Origin of the sequence: Pseudomonas sp. BAV 4579, assembly GCF_009765395.1 — a bacterium.
Classification (GTDB): Bacteria; Pseudomonadota; Gammaproteobacteria; order Pseudomonadales; family Pseudomonadaceae; genus Chryseomonas; species Chryseomonas aestiva.
The window spans coordinates 35,587-51,541 of record NZ_WHOV01000004.1; the positions used below are offsets into that span (position 1 = coordinate 35,587).

Annotated in this window: 16 protein-coding genes; 10 read left to right on the plus strand and 6 right to left on the minus strand. The window is 67.3% G+C overall.

Annotated features, from left to right (window positions below; all coding sequences use genetic code 11):
* Positions 1 to 11: 11 nt before the first annotated feature.
* Complete coding sequence (locus GSQ95_RS01795) at positions 12 to 725, plus strand: DUF3108 domain-containing protein (protein WP_158895950.1); 714 nt, start codon at positions 12 to 14, stop codon at positions 723 to 725.
* A 317-nt stretch (positions 726 to 1,042) separates the two neighbouring features.
* A complete protein-coding gene (locus tag GSQ95_RS01800) occupies positions 1,043 to 1,222 on the plus strand; it encodes a hypothetical protein (protein WP_133859723.1) in 180 nt (59 codons plus the stop codon).
* 182 nt (positions 1,223 to 1,404) lie between these two features.
* Here GSQ95_RS01800 and GSQ95_RS01805 read toward each other — a convergent pair whose 3' ends face one another.
* From GSQ95_RS01805 to GSQ95_RS01815, 3 genes are read right to left on the minus strand one after another with little or no spacing between them, the layout of a single operon-like run.
* Positions 1,405 to 3,630, minus strand: a complete 2,226-nt coding sequence (locus GSQ95_RS01805) for a xanthine dehydrogenase family protein molybdopterin-binding subunit (protein WP_158891541.1) — start codon at positions 3,628 to 3,630, stop codon at positions 1,405 to 1,407.
* Positions 3,627 to 4,613: a xanthine dehydrogenase family protein subunit M gene (locus tag GSQ95_RS01810; protein WP_158891543.1), complete on the minus strand. Its 987-nt coding sequence runs from the start codon at positions 4,611 to 4,613 to the stop codon at positions 3,627 to 3,629. Before GSQ95_RS01810 ends, GSQ95_RS01805 begins: the two co-directional genes overlap by 4 nt.
* Positions 4,610 to 5,140, minus strand: coding sequence for a (2Fe-2S)-binding protein (locus tag GSQ95_RS01815; protein WP_133859726.1), 531 nt, complete (start codon positions 5,138 to 5,140; stop codon positions 4,610 to 4,612). The genes GSQ95_RS01810 and GSQ95_RS01815 overlap by 4 nt, the downstream gene beginning before the upstream one ends.
* Before the next feature lie 317 nt (positions 5,141 to 5,457).
* Between GSQ95_RS01815 and paoA the strand changes: the two genes are divergently transcribed.
* The 3 genes from paoA to GSQ95_RS01830 are packed head-to-tail and all read left to right on the plus strand — an operon-like array spanning position 5,458 to position 9,336.
* Positions 5,458 to 6,126 carry an aldehyde dehydrogenase iron-sulfur subunit PaoA gene (gene paoA, locus GSQ95_RS01820; protein ID WP_158891546.1) on the plus strand — a complete coding sequence of 223 codons (669 nt, stop codon included), beginning with the start codon at positions 5,458 to 5,460 and terminating at the stop codon, positions 6,124 to 6,126.
* Positions 6,123 to 7,103, plus strand: coding sequence for a xanthine dehydrogenase family protein subunit M (locus GSQ95_RS01825; RefSeq protein WP_158891548.1), 981 nt, complete (start codon positions 6,123 to 6,125; stop codon positions 7,101 to 7,103). Before paoA ends, GSQ95_RS01825 begins: the two co-directional genes overlap by 4 nt.
* A gap of 10 nt (positions 7,104 to 7,113) precedes the next feature.
* Positions 7,114 to 9,336, plus strand: coding sequence for a xanthine dehydrogenase family protein molybdopterin-binding subunit (locus GSQ95_RS01830; protein WP_158891550.1), 2,223 nt, complete (start codon positions 7,114 to 7,116; stop codon positions 9,334 to 9,336).
* A gap of 15 nt (positions 9,337 to 9,351) precedes the next feature.
* On the opposite strand, the gene GSQ95_RS01835 is transcribed toward GSQ95_RS01830, so the two are convergent.
* Both GSQ95_RS01835 and GSQ95_RS01840 read right to left on the minus strand, forming a co-directional pair.
* On the minus strand, positions 9,352 to 10,248 hold the full coding sequence (locus GSQ95_RS01835) for a DMT family transporter (RefSeq protein WP_158891552.1): 897 nt from the start codon (positions 10,246 to 10,248) through the stop codon (positions 9,352 to 9,354).
* A 22-nt stretch (positions 10,249 to 10,270) separates the two neighbouring features.
* Positions 10,271 to 11,173, minus strand: coding sequence for a DMT family transporter (locus GSQ95_RS01840; RefSeq protein ID WP_158891554.1), 903 nt, complete (start codon positions 11,171 to 11,173; stop codon positions 10,271 to 10,273).
* 105 nt (positions 11,174 to 11,278) lie between these two features.
* On the opposite strand from GSQ95_RS01840, the gene GSQ95_RS01845 reads away from it, so the two are divergent.
* The 5 genes from GSQ95_RS01845 to GSQ95_RS01865 all read left to right on the plus strand — a co-directional run bounded on the left by GSQ95_RS01845 (position 11,279) and on the right by GSQ95_RS01865 (position 14,273).
* Positions 11,279 to 12,235 (plus strand): LysR substrate-binding domain-containing protein, encoded by a 957-nt coding sequence (locus tag GSQ95_RS01845; RefSeq protein ID WP_158891556.1) that lies wholly within the window; start codon positions 11,279 to 11,281, stop codon positions 12,233 to 12,235.
* A gap of 54 nt (positions 12,236 to 12,289) precedes the next feature.
* Positions 12,290 to 12,667 (plus strand): lysozyme inhibitor LprI family protein, encoded by a 378-nt coding sequence (locus GSQ95_RS01850; protein WP_158891558.1) that lies wholly within the window; start codon positions 12,290 to 12,292, stop codon positions 12,665 to 12,667.
* A 70-nt stretch (positions 12,668 to 12,737) separates the two neighbouring features.
* On the plus strand, positions 12,738 to 13,403 hold the full coding sequence (locus GSQ95_RS01855; RefSeq protein ID WP_158891560.1) for a DUF2726 domain-containing protein: 666 nt from the start codon (positions 12,738 to 12,740) through the stop codon (positions 13,401 to 13,403).
* Between the two features lie 16 nt (positions 13,404 to 13,419).
* Positions 13,420 to 13,746 (plus strand): hypothetical protein, encoded by a 327-nt coding sequence (locus tag GSQ95_RS01860; protein WP_158891562.1) that lies wholly within the window; start codon positions 13,420 to 13,422, stop codon positions 13,744 to 13,746.
* Between the two features lie 53 nt (positions 13,747 to 13,799).
* Positions 13,800 to 14,273 carry a GNAT family N-acetyltransferase gene (locus tag GSQ95_RS01865; RefSeq protein ID WP_158891564.1) on the plus strand — a complete coding sequence of 158 codons (474 nt, stop codon included), beginning with the start codon at positions 13,800 to 13,802 and terminating at the stop codon, positions 14,271 to 14,273.
* 502 nt (positions 14,274 to 14,775) lie between these two features.
* On the opposite strand, the gene GSQ95_RS01870 is transcribed toward GSQ95_RS01865, so the two are convergent.
* The gene (locus tag GSQ95_RS01870; RefSeq protein WP_158891566.1) at positions 14,776 to 15,792 is read right to left on the minus strand and encodes a LacI family DNA-binding transcriptional regulator; all 1,017 of its coding nucleotides are present in this window, start codon (positions 15,790 to 15,792) and stop codon (positions 14,776 to 14,778) included.
* Positions 15,793 to 15,955 lie beyond the last annotated feature (163 nt).

Here is a 15,955-nt window from a genome sequence, read left to right on the forward strand (position 1 = left end):
AGGAGAAACTGATGCGACGTCTGTTGTTCCTATTGGCCACCCTCTGCAGCGCCTCGGCCTTCGCCTTCGACCTGCAGCCGTTCACGGCCAGCTACACCGCCGACTGGAAGCAGATGCCGGTCAGCGGCTCGGCCGAGCGCTCGCTGGAGAAAGAAGCCGATGGCCGCTGGGAGCTTAAGTTCGAAGCCTCCATGCTGGTCGCCGGCCTCAACGAGTCCAGCACCTTCCGCCACGAAGGCGAAGCCTTCCTGCCGGACACCTACCAGTACAAGCGCAGCGGGCTGGGCAAGAGCCGCGAGAGCGAACTGACCTTCGACTGGGCCGCCAAGAAGGTCACCGGCAAGGACAAGGACGATCCGGTCAGCCTGCCCCTGGATCGCGGTCTGCTGGACAAGTCGACCTATCAGCTCAAGCTGCAGCAGGACGTGGCCGACGGCAAGAAGAGCATGAGCTACCAGATCGCCGACGGCGACAGCATCGACACCTACGACTTCCGGGTCATCGGTCCGGAGCGCATCCGCACCCCGCTGGGCCTGTTCGATGCCATCAAGGTGGAGCGCGTGCGTGATCCCACCAAGAGCAGCCGCAAGACCGAACTGTGGTTCGCCAAGGACTGGGACTATCTGCTGGTGCGTCTCTACCAGCAGGAGAGCGATGGCAAGGAATACCAGACCAGCCTCAAGGAAGGCTCGGTCAACGGGCGCACGGTTAAAGGCGCCAACTGATCCTGGCGGCAAGCGAAACGCCCTCTTCGGAGGGCGTTTTGTTTCGTGCAACCGAGCAGGGGTGATAGCTAGTGCGTATCCAGCAGCACTCCTTCGGCGTTTTACAGACGGTCCTATCGCGGCCATGGGCCGCTCCTACGGGATCCGCGAGGATGAGGGAGCGACCCATGGCCGCGAGACGACAATCGCAGGCGCGACAGATTGTCGCAGAAGTTGTAACGACTTGTTGCCGAGATACGCCTTGGTCCTGAAGCGAAACGCTCTAGTATGGGTTTTCAAGCCCTGCCGTAGTGCGGGCTCGACCAAGGAGATACAGCATGACCATTACCGTAACCGAACGTGACGAAGACCATATGTCCCGCGAAGCCCGTGGCCTGGGCATGCATCTGTGGGACGTGAAACAGGAAGGGGAATTGGTCGGCGTCTACCAGAGCGAAGCCGATGCCCTGGAGTACAAGGAGCAGATCGAACACGAAGGCGCGTCGCACGCCGAGTGAGTCGAAAGACCTTTTTACCGACTGCCTGAAAAAGGCCCGTCTCTTGGAGGCGGGCCTTTTTCGTTATGGCGGTTCGCAGATGTTGGGCTTCGCTGCACTCAGCGCCAACCTACGGCAGCTTCACCGTAGGTTGGGCTGAGACGGCTTTATCGGCGAAGCCCAACATGGCCCCAACCTCGCCCCTAGTGCAGCAGCTCGTCGGCGAAGACCTTGTCCAGGGTGATGGGCAGATCCCGGACCCGCTTGCCGGTGGCGTGGAAGATGGCGTTGGCGATGGCTGCCGCCACCCCGACGATACCGATCTCGCCAATGCCCTTGGCACCCAGCGGATTAACGATCTCGTCATGCTCCTCGACGAAGATCACCTCCAGCTGCTGGATGTCGGCCTGCACCGGGAAATGGTATTCGGCGAGGCTGTGGTTCATCCAGCGACCTTCGTGGGTGTCCATCATTCCCTCTTCCTGCAGGCCCATGCCGATGCCCCAGACGATCCCACCGGCTACCTGGTTCTCGCCGGTCTTGAGATTGAGGATGCGGCCGGCGGCCACCGCGGTGACCACGCGACTGACCTGGACGCTGCCGAAGTCTTCGTCGACCTTGACCTCGACGAACACCGCCGAGTGGGTACCGGTCGCGTAGTTGTCGCGCTCTTCCGCCGGCTCGGCGCTGGCCAGGGTTTCCATGGACGGCGAACCCGAAGCCTTGAGGATGGCGGTGAAGTCGACGCGCTGGGCCGGATCGGTCTTGAGGCTGATGCCGCCATCGGCGAACACCACCTGCTCCAGTTCGGCCTTGGCCAGCGGGGAGTCGTCCATCTCCTTGGCCGCATCCAGCAGTTGCTGACGCAGCTGGTCGCAGGCCAGTTTCACGGCGGTGCCCACCGAAGACACGGTAAAGGAACCGCCTTCGAGGGGTGCCTTGGGCAGGGTGGAATCACCGAGTTTGAAGGTCACCTGGTCCAGCGGCAGACCGAGGTTCTCGGCGGCGATCTGGGTCATCACCGTATAGGTGCCGGTGCCGATGTCGGCCGTGGCACTGGCCACCACCAGGCTGCCATCGATGTTCATCACCGCCTTGGCGGTGGCGGGTTGCTGCATGGCTTCCCAGACCCCGGTGGCCATACCCCAGCCCACCAGCTGGTTGCCGTCCCGCATGGAACGCGGCGCCATGCTGCGCTGTTTCCAGCCGAAACGCTCGGCCGCCTGGCGATAGCATTCCAGCAGTTCCTTGCTGGAATAGGGCTTGCCCTTGGCCGGATCCGTGTCGGTGAAGTTGCGGATGCGCAATTCCAGCGGATCGATGTCGGCGGCATAGGCCAGTTCGTCCATGGCGCTTTCCAGCGCATAGACACCCAGCACCGCGCCGGGGGCGCGCATGTCCAGCGGGGTGTAGACGTCCAGCGCGGCCAGTTGATAGGCCAGCTTGACGTTGGGACAGGCATAGAGCGACGCCGACCAGACCAGCACCATTTCGGTGAAGTCTTCGAAGCGCGAGGTGATGCCGAGGGCGCTGTGATCGATGGCCTGCAGCTTGCCGTCGCTGTCGCAGGCCAGCTTGATCTGCTGATAGGTCTCGGGACGATAGCCGAAGGTGAACATCTGCTGGCGGGTCAGGGTTACCCGCACCGAGCGCTTGAGCTGCAGCGCGGCCATGGTCGCCAGCACCAGCTGGTATTGCGGACGCAGACCGGAACCGAAGGCGCCACCGACGAAGGGCGAGATGACCTTCACGTCGCCTTCGCCCAGGCCGAAGATGCTGCTGACGAACTGGGCGCTGTTCTGCACGCCCTGGGTCTTGTCGTGCACCGTCAGCTTGCCGTCCTTGTGGTAGATGACGGTGGAGGCGTGCATCTCCATGGGGTTATGGAATTCCGCCGCGGAGTGAAACTCGGCTTCGATGCGGGTAGGCGCGGCAGCCCAGGCCGCCGGGGCATCGCCGCGATTCTCCGGCAATTCCATCGGCGCTTCGTGGGCCTGGTCGCGCGCCTGGGCCAGATCGGTGGCGTACTCCTCTTCGCGGTATTGGGCGCGGATCAACGCGGCGCCGTGACGTGCGGCTTCGAAGGTCTCGGCCACTACCAGGGCGATGGGCTGACCACTGTAGAGGATGCGGTCGTTGTACAACGGCCGGAAGGGCTTGCCGTCAGCCGCATCCATGTCGGTATAGCTCTCGTCATAGCTGGCCATCTTGGGTCGATTGAGGTGGCTGAGCACCTCGATGACACCAGGTTGGGCCAGGGCTTCGCTGACGTCCAGGCCGAGCAGGCGACCCTTGGTGATGGTGGCGTTGACCACGAAACCAAAGGCCAGATCCGGCACGCTGAATTCGCCGGCATAGAGCGCCTGGCCGGTGACCTTGAGCGGACCGTCGACGCGGGGAACGGCTTTTTGCAGATGGACGACGGTCATTGCAGGGTACCTCCGGCGGCTTCGGTGAGGGCACGCACGATGGCGCGCCTTACCAGTTCGATCTTGAAGCTGTTGTGGGCGAAGCCCTGGGCGCCTTGCAGCAGGCGACCGGCCAGTTGGCCGAAGGCCGCCTTGTCCGCCACCTGGCCGACCAGTGCCTGTTCGGCCTCCGGCAGTCGCCAGGGCTTGTGGGCCACGCCGCCCAGGGCGACACGGACCTGCTTGATGCGCTCGCCATCCAGCTCCAGGGCTGCCGCGACCGAGACCAGGGCGAACGCATAGGAGGCGCGGTCGCGGATCTTCAGGTAGGCGCTGTGGGCAGCCAGACTTTCCGCCGGCAGGGTCACGGCGGTGATGAGTTCGTCGGTGGCGAGGTTGGTATCGCGCTCCGGGGTATCGCCGGGCAGCCGATGGAAGTCGGCGAAGTCGATGACCCCCTCGCCGTTGGGACCACTCACCTCGACCCGGGCTTCCAGCGCAGCCAGGGCCACGCACATGTCCGACGGGTGGGTAGCGATGCACTGCTCGCTGTGGCCGAGGATGGCGTGGATGCGATTCTGCCCTTCACGAGCGCCGCAGCCGGAGCCGGGTTCGCGCTTGTTGCAGGGGGTGCCCACGTCATAGAAGTAGTAGCAGCGGGTGCGCTGCAGCAGGTTGCCGCCGGTGGAGGCCATGTTGCGCAATTGCGGCGAGGCGCCGGCGAGGATGGCCTTGGCCAGCAGCGGATAGCGACGCTGCACCTCGGGGTGGTAGGCGACCTCGGCGTTCTTGACCAGGGCGCCGATGCGCAGACCGCCTTCGGCGGTGGTCTCGACCTCGCGCAGGGGCAGGGCGTTGACGTCGATCAGTTGCTCGGGACGCTCGACGTTTTCCTTCATCAGGTCCAGCAGATTGGTGCCGCCGGCGATGAAATGGGTCTGGGGGCCATGCTGGCGGATGGCATCGGGTACGGCGTTGGGCTTGGCATAACCGAAGCGGTTCATTCGCGGCCCTCCCCTTGCTGGCAATCCGGACGCGCCCGCTCGATGGCGGCGCGGATGTTGCGATAGGCCCCGCAGCGGCAGAGGTTGCCGCTCATCTGCTCCGCCACCTCGGCCTCGCTGTGGGCGTGGCCCTCCTTGAGCATGCCGATCGCCGAGCAGATCTGCCCGGGGGTGCAATAGCCGCACTGGAAGGCATCTTCGGCAACGAAGGCGGCCTGCATGGGGTGCAGCTGGTCGCCCTGGGCCAGGCCCTCGACGGTGGTGACCTCGGCGCCGTCCTGCATGACCGCCAGGGCCAGACAGCTGTTGATGCGGGTGCCATTGACCAGCACGGTGCAGGCGCCGCACTGACCGTGATCGCAACCCTTCTTGGTGCCGGTCAGGTCGAGGTGGTCGCGCAGCAGGTCAAGCAAGGTGGTCCAGGGCTCGACCGCCAATTGCAGCTGCTTGCCATTGAGGGTCAGGGCGATGGTATGGGACTCGGGTTCGGCCAGGGGCTGAACCTGGCGCGCGGGGGTGGCATTCATGGCGGACCTCACGGTTGGAGCCGCGGGGTGCAGATTGCCCCCGTGGTCGGAATAGGCGGTGGCAGCGAAGGGCCACCTCAGGTAAGGGACTATCCCCGACCGGAACCGGTTCAGCACCCCTGCCCAGCGGTATTCAACGTAACGTTGAAAGTCGCTCAGCGAAGCGGTGAGAGTCCCGATCCAGAGCCTTTCTCAAGCGGCAGGACACATTCGGTATGGCGCCTGGTCGTGCCGGCAGCCCAGTGGGCTGAACCCCACTGGCACCGGGGTAGTCATCAGAACTCCCGTGATGTGCCCCTAACGATGAGAATCCGACCATGGCTTCCGACTCCGATGCACGCTGGCGCCTGTCGCGGCGGCAGTTTCTCGGCACCTCCGCGGTGCTGGTGGCGACCAGCGCCATTCCCGGCTACACCTTCGCCCAGGCCAGTGGAGGCGCGCCCCTGACGCCCCAGGCCATCGCCGCGCGGCTGCCGCAACTGCTGCCGCTGACCCTGCAGATCAATGGCGAGGCGCGCAGGCTCAAGGTCGACAGCCGTACCACCCTGCTCGATGCGCTGCGCGAGAACCTGCACCTCACGGGCACCAAGAAGGGCTGCGACCATGGCCAGTGCGGCGCCTGCACGGTGCTGGTCAATGGCCAGCGCATCAACAGCTGCCTGAGCCTGGCGGCCATGCACGAAGGCGACACCATCACCACCATCGAAGGCCTGGGCAACGCCGAGCGCCTGCACCCCATGCAGGCGGCCTTCCTGGCCAAGGACGGTTTCCAGTGCGGCTATTGCACCCCGGGGCAGATCTGCTCGGCGGTGGCCCTGCTGGACGAGGTCAAGGCCGGCATGCCCAGCCACGTCTCGACACGCCTCGACGGGCCGATGCAGCTGAGCGAGGAAGAGATCCGCGAGCGCATGAGCGGCAACCTCTGCCGCTGCAGCGCCTATCCCAACATCGTCGCGGCCATCCAGATGGCGGGGGGCCAGGCATGAGGGTCTTCGACTATCAACGCGTGCAGAGCGAAGCCGATGCCAGCCGCCAGGGTGCCCAAGCCGGCAGCCGCTTCATCGCCGGGGGCACCAATCTGCTGGACCTGATGAAGCTGGAGATCGAAACGCCCAGCCAGGTGCTGGACATCAATCGCCTGCAGCTGGACCAGATCAGCGCCACCCAGGAGGGCGGCCTGCGCATCGGCACCCTGGTGCGCAATTCCACCCTGGCCGCCGACCCCCGGGTACGGGCGCGCTATCCGGTGCTCTCCCGCGCGCTGCTGGCCGGCGCCTCGGCGCAACTGCGCAACAAGGCCACCACCGGCGGCAACCTCCTGCAGCGCACCCGTTGCTCCTACTTCTACAACACCGCCATGCCCTGCAACAAACGCCAACCCGGCAGCGGTTGTGCGGCCCTGGGCGGCTTCAATCGGATGAACGCAGTGATCGGCGCCAGCGACCAGTGCATCGCCGTGCACCCCTCCGACATGGCGGTGGCCATGCGGGTGCTGGACGCCACGGTGGAAACCCGGGAGGCCACTGGCCGCACCCGGCGCATCCCCATCGCCGACTTCCATCGCCTGCCCGGTGACACCCCGCAGATCGAGACGGTGCTGCAACCCGGTGAACTCATCACCGCCGTGACCCTGCCGCCGCCACCGCCCGGCATCCAGGTCTATCGCAAGGTGCGCGATCGCGCCTCCTATGCCTTTGCCCTGGTGTCCATGGCGGCCATCGTCGAGCTGGACGGCACGCGTATTCGTAGCGGGCGCGCAGCGTTCGGCGGTCTGGCGCACAAGCCCTGGCGGGTGGCGGCGGCCGACCGGGCATTTGCCGGCCAGACCCTGGACAGCGACCTGGCGGCCGTGGGCGATGCCCTGCTCGCCGGCGCCCGTGGCTATGGCCACAACGATTTCAAACTCGAGCTAACCCGCCGCATCCTGCGCGCCGGGGTGGCCGACGCTCGCCAACAGGCCTGAGGACAGCAGCATGGAAATGAATGAACCCGCTGGCCGCAACCTGATCGATGAGAATCGCGGCGGCCTGATCGGCAAGCCCATCGATCGCGTCGACGGCCTGCTCAAGGTCACTGGCCAGGCGCCTTACAGCTTCGAATTTCGCAACGATCGCGTCGCCTACGGCTTCATCGTCGGCGCCACCATCGCCAAGGGCCGCATCCGGCGCCTGGACACCTCGGCCGCGGAGAGCGCGCCGGGTGTGCTCAGCGTGCTGACCTATCGCAATGCGCCGCGCCAGGCCGCCCGCGAGCCGGACAACAGCGGCCGCTTCACCCGGCCCAAGCCCTACCTGGACAGCGATCAGGTGCGCTATTTCGGCGAACCCGTGGCCTTCGTGGTCGCCGAGACCTTCGAGGAGGCGCGCCTGGCGGCGGCCCTGGTGGAGATCGACTACGCGGCCGAGCCGGGTGTCTTCGACCTGGCCGCCAACCTCGGTCAGGCGGTGAAGCCGCCGGATGCCGATCAGCCCACCGACACCGCCTCGGGCGATGTGGATGCCGCCTTCGCCCGGGCGCCCGTCAAACTCGACGAGCGCTACACCACGCCCTACCACATCCATGCGCAGATGGAACCCCATGCCAGTCTCGCCCAGTGGGACGGCGACCGGGTGACGATTTATTGCTCAACCCAATTCGTCGAGCAGGCGCAGAGTTGCGTGGCCAATACGCTGCAGCTGCCCAAGGACAAGGTGCGCATCGTGGCGCGCTATATCGGTGGCGGCTTCGGCGGCAAGTTGCCGATCTATGCCGACGCCCTGATCGGCGCCATGGCCGCCCGGGCCATCGGCCGGCCGGTCAAGGTCACCCTCACCCGCCAGCAGATGTTCCAGATCACCGACCACCGTTCGGCCACCGTGCAGCGCATCCGCCTGGGTGCCGATCGCGATGGCCGTATCCAGGCGATGGCCCACGAGGGCTGGTCCCATTCCGCTCGTGGCCTGACCTACTACGAACCCACCGGTCTGTCCTCGCGCACCCTCTATGCCGGCGATGACCGCCTGGTGGCGCACCGCATGGTCGAGCTGGATCTGCCCGAGTCCGGCTCCTGCCGGGCGCCCGGTGAAGCCGTGGGGATGCTCGCCAGCGAAAGCGCCATGGACGAACTGGCGGTCATGCTCGCGCTCGATCCCATCGAGCTGCGCATCCGCAACGAACCCAGCCAGGACCCGGAAAAGCACATCCCTTTCTCCTCCCGCAAGCTGGTGGAGTGCATGCAGGACGGCGCCCGCCGCTTCGGCTGGACCAAACGCAATGCCACGCCCGGTCAGGTGCGCGACGGCGACTGGCTGATCGGCATGGGCATGGCCGCGGCCAGTCGCGCCAACATGCTCAGGCCGTCCCAGGCCGGGGTCCGCCTGGAGGCCGATGGCACGGCCACGGTGAAGACCTCGATGACCGACATCGGCACCGGGACCTACACCATCCTGGCGCAGATCGCCGGCGAGTCGCTCGGCTTGCCGGTGGAGCGGGTCAAGGTGCTGCTGGGTGACAGCGACGATCCGGCCGGGGCCGGCTCCGGTGGCTCCTTTGGCGCCGCCAGTTCCGGTTCCTCGGTCTATGTCGCCTGCGAGAATCTGCGCCTGAAGGCGGCGCAGGCGGCGGGTCTCGATCCGGCCAGCGCCCGCTTCGTCGATGGCCGGCTGATCGCCGACAACGGCAGTCGCGACCTCGCCGAACTGGCGCGCGAGCACGATCTCCAGGCCATCGGCGAGATCAAGCCGGGGCAGACGCTCAAGGACTATTCCCAGCAGGGCTACGGGGCCTTCTTCGCCGAGGTGGGGGTGCACGCCCTCACCGGCGAGATCCGCCTGCGGCGCATGCTCGGGGTGTTCGCCGCAGGGCGCATCCTCAACGAGAAGACCGCCCATTCGCAGATGCTCGGCGGGATGATCTGGGGGGTGGGCAGCGCCCTGCACGAAGACGGGGTGATAGATACCCGCCACGGCCATTTCGTCAACCATGACCTGGCCGACTACCACTACCCCTGCCACCTGGACATCCCGGCCATCGAAGCCCATTTCCTGCCGGAAGTGGACGACAAGGCCAATCCGCTGAAGATCAAGGGCGTCGGCGAACTGGGCATCTGCGGCGCCGGGGCCGCCCTCACCAACGCCGTCTATAACGCCTGCGGGGTGCGTATCCGCGACTATCCGCTGACGGTGGACAAGGTGCTGGCCGGGCTCAAGACGGCCTGACGCATGCGGCGCGGTTCAGCGCGCCGCCTTGCTTCCCGCCCGCGTTGCCAGCAGCACCCCGCCGATGGCGATGACCATGGCTACCCAGGCCAGGGGCGGCAGGGTCTCGCCCAGCAGCAGCCAGGCGCTCAGGGCGGCGCCCGGCGGCACGCAGAAGAACAGCGCACTGACCCGCGCCGCCTCGCCGGCGCGGATCATCCACACCAGCAGGCTGATGGCCAAGAGCGAGTTGGCCAGCACCAGATAGGCCAGGGCTCCGATGAAGGCCGGCGCCCAGTGCACCGGGCTGTGCTCGAACAGCAGCGCCAGGGGCGCGCAACACACCAGGCCGACGCTGTACTGCACCAGGTTGTTGGTGACCGGATGCTGGGCCACGCCCAGGCACTTTTCGTAGAGCACGGCACTGGTCATGCCCAGCAAGGCGCCTACCGCCAGGCAGATCCCGAACAGGGATTCCACGGCGACGCTGGCGCGCGCCACGATCACCCCGATGGCGCCGAGCAGTCCCAGGGCCAGCCCCAGCCACTGCAACGGGGCCACCCGCTCGCCCACCAGCAGGGGCGCGCCCAGAGCCACCAGGATGGGTTGCAACGAGGCGACCATGGCCACCACGTTGGCCGAGGCGCCCATCACCAGGGCGCCATAGCTCATGCCGAAATAGACGCCCTGGATGAGAAAACCCACCACCGCCAGATTCGCCCATTCCCGCCGGGTGCGCGGCAGCGGCGGACGCAGGACCAGGAAGGCGATCAGCAGCACGCTGAAAGCCAGGGCATAGCGCATCGCCAACAGGGTGAAGGGAGGCGCATAGGCCAGGCCCACCTTGGACACGGCGAAACCGGCGGACCACAGGGCCAGGAACACCAGGGGGATGAGGCGCAGCAACCAGGGATTCAGCGAAATGGACGACATCGGACGCTCAGGGCCAAGCGAGTCAGCGGGACGCGACTCGCGAGCGGGAAGGATAGCTGACGATCAGCAGACCGCTGAGCACCAGGGCCGCGCCGGCGAGAAATCCCGGTCCTGGGGTCTCGCCCAGCAGCCAGACGCCCATCAGTACACCGAACAGCGGCGTCAGCAAGGTCAGCACCCCCAGAGGCGCCGCGCGATAGCGACTGAGCAGCACGAACCATCCGAGCAAACTGATGCCGGCGACGATGAACACCTGGAAGGCCAGACTCGACCAGGCCAGGGAATCCAGCCCGGCCAGATCCAGCCGCTTGCCGAGCGGCAGGGCCAGCGCCAGCAGCACCACCCCGGTCACCCCGAGTTGATAGAACAGGGTGCGCAGCGGCGGCGCCTCGGCCAGGGCGCTGCGGCGGATCAGCACCGTGGTGGCGCCCCAGGCGGCGCCGCCGACCAGCCCGATCAGATCGCCCTGCCAGCTGGTGCCGCCGCTCGGCTTGCCGATCAGGAAAGCACAGGCCACGCCACTGGCCGCCAGCACTATGCCGAGCCACTGGCGCCCCGACAGCCGCTCGCCGGGCACCAGCCAGTGCAGGCCGCAGGCGGCGAACAGCGGCGCCGTGTAGATGAACACCACCATGTGCGCGGCGCTGGTGTACTTCAGGCCCACCGCCATGCAGAGGAACTCCAGGGCGAACAGCGAACCGGCGAGCAGGCCCGGAATCAGCGTCCGGTCACGGTCCAGGCAGCGGATGCCGCGCCAGCGCGCCAGGCCGTAGAGCAGCCCGGCCGCCAGCAGCGAACGCCAGCCAATCTGCAGCAAGGGATCCACCTGCTCGGCGATGGCCTTGATCGCCGTCTGCTGCAGGCCCCAGACCAGGCAGAGCACCAGCATCACCAGCACGGCGGGGAGATCGAGCTCCTTGCGCATGGGCGTCGTTCCAGGAAAAAAGTGAGGCTGCAGGATGACGGTGGCTGAACAGGTCGGACAAACGATGTTTAATGGGCGTCAGGCTCAGGAAAACTAAGGCTCAGTGTGACCACCGCCTTCCCCCTCAACGCCCTGCGCGCCTTCGCCGCCGCGGCGCGACACCAGCACTTCGCCAAGGCCGCGGACGAGCTGCATGTCACGGCCGGCGCCATCAGCCGGCAGATCCGCCTGCTCGAAGTCGAGCTGGGGCAGCCGCTGTTCGAGCGCCTGCCCCAAGGCGTGCGGCTCACCGCCCAAGGTCGCGCCCTGGCCGTGGACATCGCGCCACACCTCGATGGCCTGACCCGCGCCGTCGCCCGGGCCCGGATCAAGAGCAGTGTCCTGACCGTCAGCGCGCCGCCCACCTTCGGCCAGGAATGGCTGTTGCCGCGGCTGGAAGACTTCCAGCGCCAGCATCCGGATATCGAGGTCTTTCTCGACGCCTCGTCCGCCATCGTGCCGCTGGGCACCGAGGGCGGTGCCCAGGCGGCGATCCGCTATGGCCGCGGCGACTGGCAGGACGGCGAGACCCGCCTGCTGCTGCGCGAATGGATCTTTCCGGTGTGCAGTCCGGCGCTGATCCCGGCGCCGCTGGCAGAACCCGCCGCCTTGCTGGACTATCCGCTGCTGCATGCCGAATGGCCCGGCGGCTGGCGTTCGGGTCGCCCCAGCAGTCGGTCCAACGCCTGGCAGGACTGGTTCGCCAGCCAGCAGGTGCCCCTGAGCGACAGTCTGCGCGGCCCGCGCTATTCACTGAGTGGCATGGCCCTGCAACAGGCGGCGGCCGGCAAGGGCGTGGCGCTCGGCGGCGGCGTGCTGGCCCAGCGCCTGCTGGCCAGCGGCGCCCTGGTCCGGCCGTTGCCGGATCGGTTCGACCAGCTGTCCGCCCAGGCCTACTTCCTGGTATTGCCCAAGGGCCCGGTGGACGCGCCGGTACTGCGCTGGATCGACTGGCTGCTGGTGCAGATCCGCCAATTCCGCGGGACCCAGGGCGAGTCGCAGGAGACCGGCGGCGCCTGGTGAGCGCCGCACTTTTACGGCAGTCTAGGCGGCCTGCCTCTGCAATAGTCAGCTTGCATGATCACCTGTCGCCTGCTCGCCCTGCTCGCCCTGCTGCTATCGACCGCTACCCTGGCCGCCGAACAGGCGCCGGCCGCCTGCGATCGCCAGGGCAGCGAGGCGCAGCTGGCAGTCTGCGCCAGCCAGGACCTGGCGGTGGCCGAAGCCCGGCTGGCCGACGTCTACGGGCGCCGGCTGGCGGGTCTCTCCGCTGAACAACGACCTGCCTTCGAACGCCTGCAACGACTCTGGCAGGACGATCGCGCCCCCCGTTGCGCCACCGCGACGCGGGGTTTCCAGGGCGCCATGCAGCAGCTGCAGTATCTGAGTTGTCTGAAGTCGGTGACCCTGCTGCGGCTGGACGATCTGCAACGGCAACTACCGCGGCGCGACTGACGCTTCGTCGCCACCGCTGCTGTCCGGCGCCGGAACTCACTATCATGGCGCCCCGCTGTTGGAGTTCGAGATGTACGAGCGTTACCTGCCCCTGCTGGTCCCGGCCGGACTGCTGCTACTGGGGGCGCTGTGGTGGTGGCAGCGCCGGCGCCAGGCCGCCTTTCCCTATCGCCAGGTCGAAGCCCTTTTCACCCCGGCCGAACAGGCCTTTCTCGCGGTACTCGACGAAGCCGTGGGCGACGACTACCGAGTGTTCGGCAAGGTGCGCATCGCCGATGTGGTCCAGACCCTGCCGCTGCGTGACCGCCGCCGCTATCTGATCGCGCAGAACCGTATCAACTGCAAGCACTTCGACTTCGCCATCTGCCGGCGTGACGACCTCGCCGTGCACGCCGTGGTCGAACTCAACGACAGGTCGCACCTGCAGCGCCAGCGCCAGCAGCGTGATCGCTTCGTGAGGTCGGTATGCGAGGCCGCCCAGTTGCGGTTGGTGGAGATTCCCGCGGCGGCGCGCTATTCCGCCACCGCCGTACGCGATGCCGTGTTCGGCGGGCGCCGTCCGCGCACCCGGGTAGCGGCCCCGAGCCAGGCGCTGGCGCCGGAATGCCCGGAATGCCCGGAGTGCCAGGCGCCCATGGTGCGCCGTCGCGCGCGCAGCGGTCGCCATCAGGGGCGAGAATTCTGGGCCTGCTCGAACTATCCGGATTGCCGCGCCCTGCTCGACATCGACGACTGACCAAGGGGCCCCTGCCATGCGCTATCCCACCACCCCGGACGGACGCTACTTCGTGGTCAGGGGCCGGCTCTGGCGCTGCACCGATCCCAGCCTGCCCGCCGATCGCCGCGACGTCCTGACCCATGAGCTGATGGAGGCGCGCCGCCAGGTGGGCGTAGCCAAGCGCCAGGGTGACGAGGCCGCCCTGCGCAGCGCACGTGCCGCGGTAGACGCCGCCAAGCACGCCCTGGGCGAGCGCGGACCGGTCTGGTGGACCGACGGCGCCCCCGACTACAACCGGCGGATGGCCCGGAACACCCCCTATGCCGACTGGTACCGGCAGCTGGACGCAGAGGCTTCCTGACCAGATCCGCGCGGCGTAAGGTGAACGGCTGAATCCTCTTGCGAGCACCGCTCTTGCGTATCCGCCCCGCCTTCGTCACCGACCTCGCCGCCATCTGCCGGCTGGCCGAACAACTCGCCGAGCAGCATCATCGGCAGGCCCCGGCGACCTTCGCCAAGCCCTCCGGCGGCTGGCGCGACCAGGACTACTGGGCTGCCCAGCTGGAGCCGGAAGACGGGGTGCTGTTCGTCGCTGACGCCAGCGACGAACTGGTCGGCTTCGTCACCGCACGCCTGTCCGACACCCGCTCGATTTCCTTTCTGCAGCCGCTGATCCTCTGCCGGATCGGCACCCTGGTGGTCTCTGCCAGCCACCGACGGCAGGGCGTGGGTGCCCGGCTGCTGGACGCCGTGGAAGCCTGGGCCCGGGACAACGATGTCGACGAATTGCGCCTGGAGGTGATGGAGTTCAACGAGGACGCCCAGGCCTTCTATGCCCGCCAGGACTTCCAGGGGCAATCGCGGATTCTGGCCAAGGCGTTGCGATAGGGGTCAGCGAGCGCATCGCGGCCATGGCTGCGATAGACCAGCACCCTCACCCCCGCCCTCTCCCAAGGGGAGAGGGGGAGAGGGGGCGATCGGCGCGGTCGGCGGTCACAGCGCAGTGCCGTAGGTTGGGCTGAGCGCAGCGAAGCCCAACAGACCCTATTGCCGACCTCAAGCCTCGACGAGGGTCCCTACAGGCTCTCGCGGCTCATCAACTCGAATCCCAGGTCCACGCAGCGCCGTAGCGTGGAAAAAGGCGTAGCCTTTTCCACGAGGAGCCCGCCACGGGCTTGCCTCACACCCGCCCTTCCCAGGAGGGAGAGCAGACGCTTGGAGCGGATGCTCGTTTTCGATGGCTCAGGCGATAAGAAAGCTGCTCCCAATGGAGACATCGACACCTACTGCGAGTAACTGTCCTATCGCGGCCATGGGCCGCTCCTACAGGAGAGCTCGGTACCCGTAGGAGCGGCCCATGGCCGTGATGATCCGACGCGAGCGACTGGCCCTACACACTCTCCCGACTCACCAGCTCGAATCCCAGATCCACGCAGGTCGGTTGGCTGCGGCCGTCGAGCAGCCCCAGCAACAGGGTCGCGGCCTGGCGCCCTACCGCGGCGCGGGGGGTCTGGATGGAGGTCAGCCGGGGCACCGTATGGCCCGAGCCGGGCAGGTCGTTGAAGCCCAGCACCGAGATCCGCGCGGGGATGGCAATGCCCAGCCGCTGGGCCTCGAACAGCGCGCCCTGGGCCAGGTCGTCGTTGCAGAAGAACAGGCCGTCGACCTCCGGCCGCCGGGCCAGCAGCTCGCGGAACTGGCGGGCGCCCAGGCCCACGGACGACGGCTGCGGATCCAGCACATCCAGACTCGGGTCATAGCAGCCCGCCGCGCGCAGCACCTCGCGAAAGCCCTCGCCCCGGGCCAGCGCCCGCGGGTCGAGCTGGGCAGCGACATAACCCAGGCACTTGCGCCCTGCCGCCAGCAGATGCCGCGCCGCCGCGGCGCCGGCGGCGTGCTGGGAAAAGCCGACGCTGGGCACCGACCCCGCCGGATCCAGCTCCATCATGTGCACCCTCGGCACGCCACTGGCCGCCAGCAGCTGGCGTGCGGCGTCGGTACGGTCGAAGCCGGTCAGCAGCAGTCCCCGGGGCTGATAGGCCAGGTAGTTGCGGATCAGCTTCTCCTCTTCCACAGGATCGTAGTGGTAGTTGCCGATCAGCACTTCCAGGCCACGGGGACGCAGCACCTCGTGGATGGCCTCCAGCGGCTCGATGAACAGATGGTTGGACAGCGAGGGCACCAACACCACCACCGAGTGCCCCTGGGCCGAGGCCAGGGCGCGGGCGGCCGGATTGGTGACATAGCCAAGGCGCGCGGCAGCTTCCTGCACGCGGGTGACCAGCTCGGGCGCCACGCTGGCGACACCGCGCAGGGCACGCGAGGCCGTGATGGGGGAAACACCGGCCTGCAGCGCCACCTGGGTGAGGGTGGGCCGACCGGAACTACGAGAACCCGTTCGATTCATTGTTATGGTTTCAGGCTTGTCAGAGACGGAGAACGCGCCTAAGGTAGCGCTGTCTCAGCAGACACTACAAGCCTGACGTGGTCTTCTGCGCCACGTCGGCATTCGGCCTAACAAGATCGACAAGAACTGGAAGCCGCTGCCTTTTTCGCTTTTCGGGGTAGCG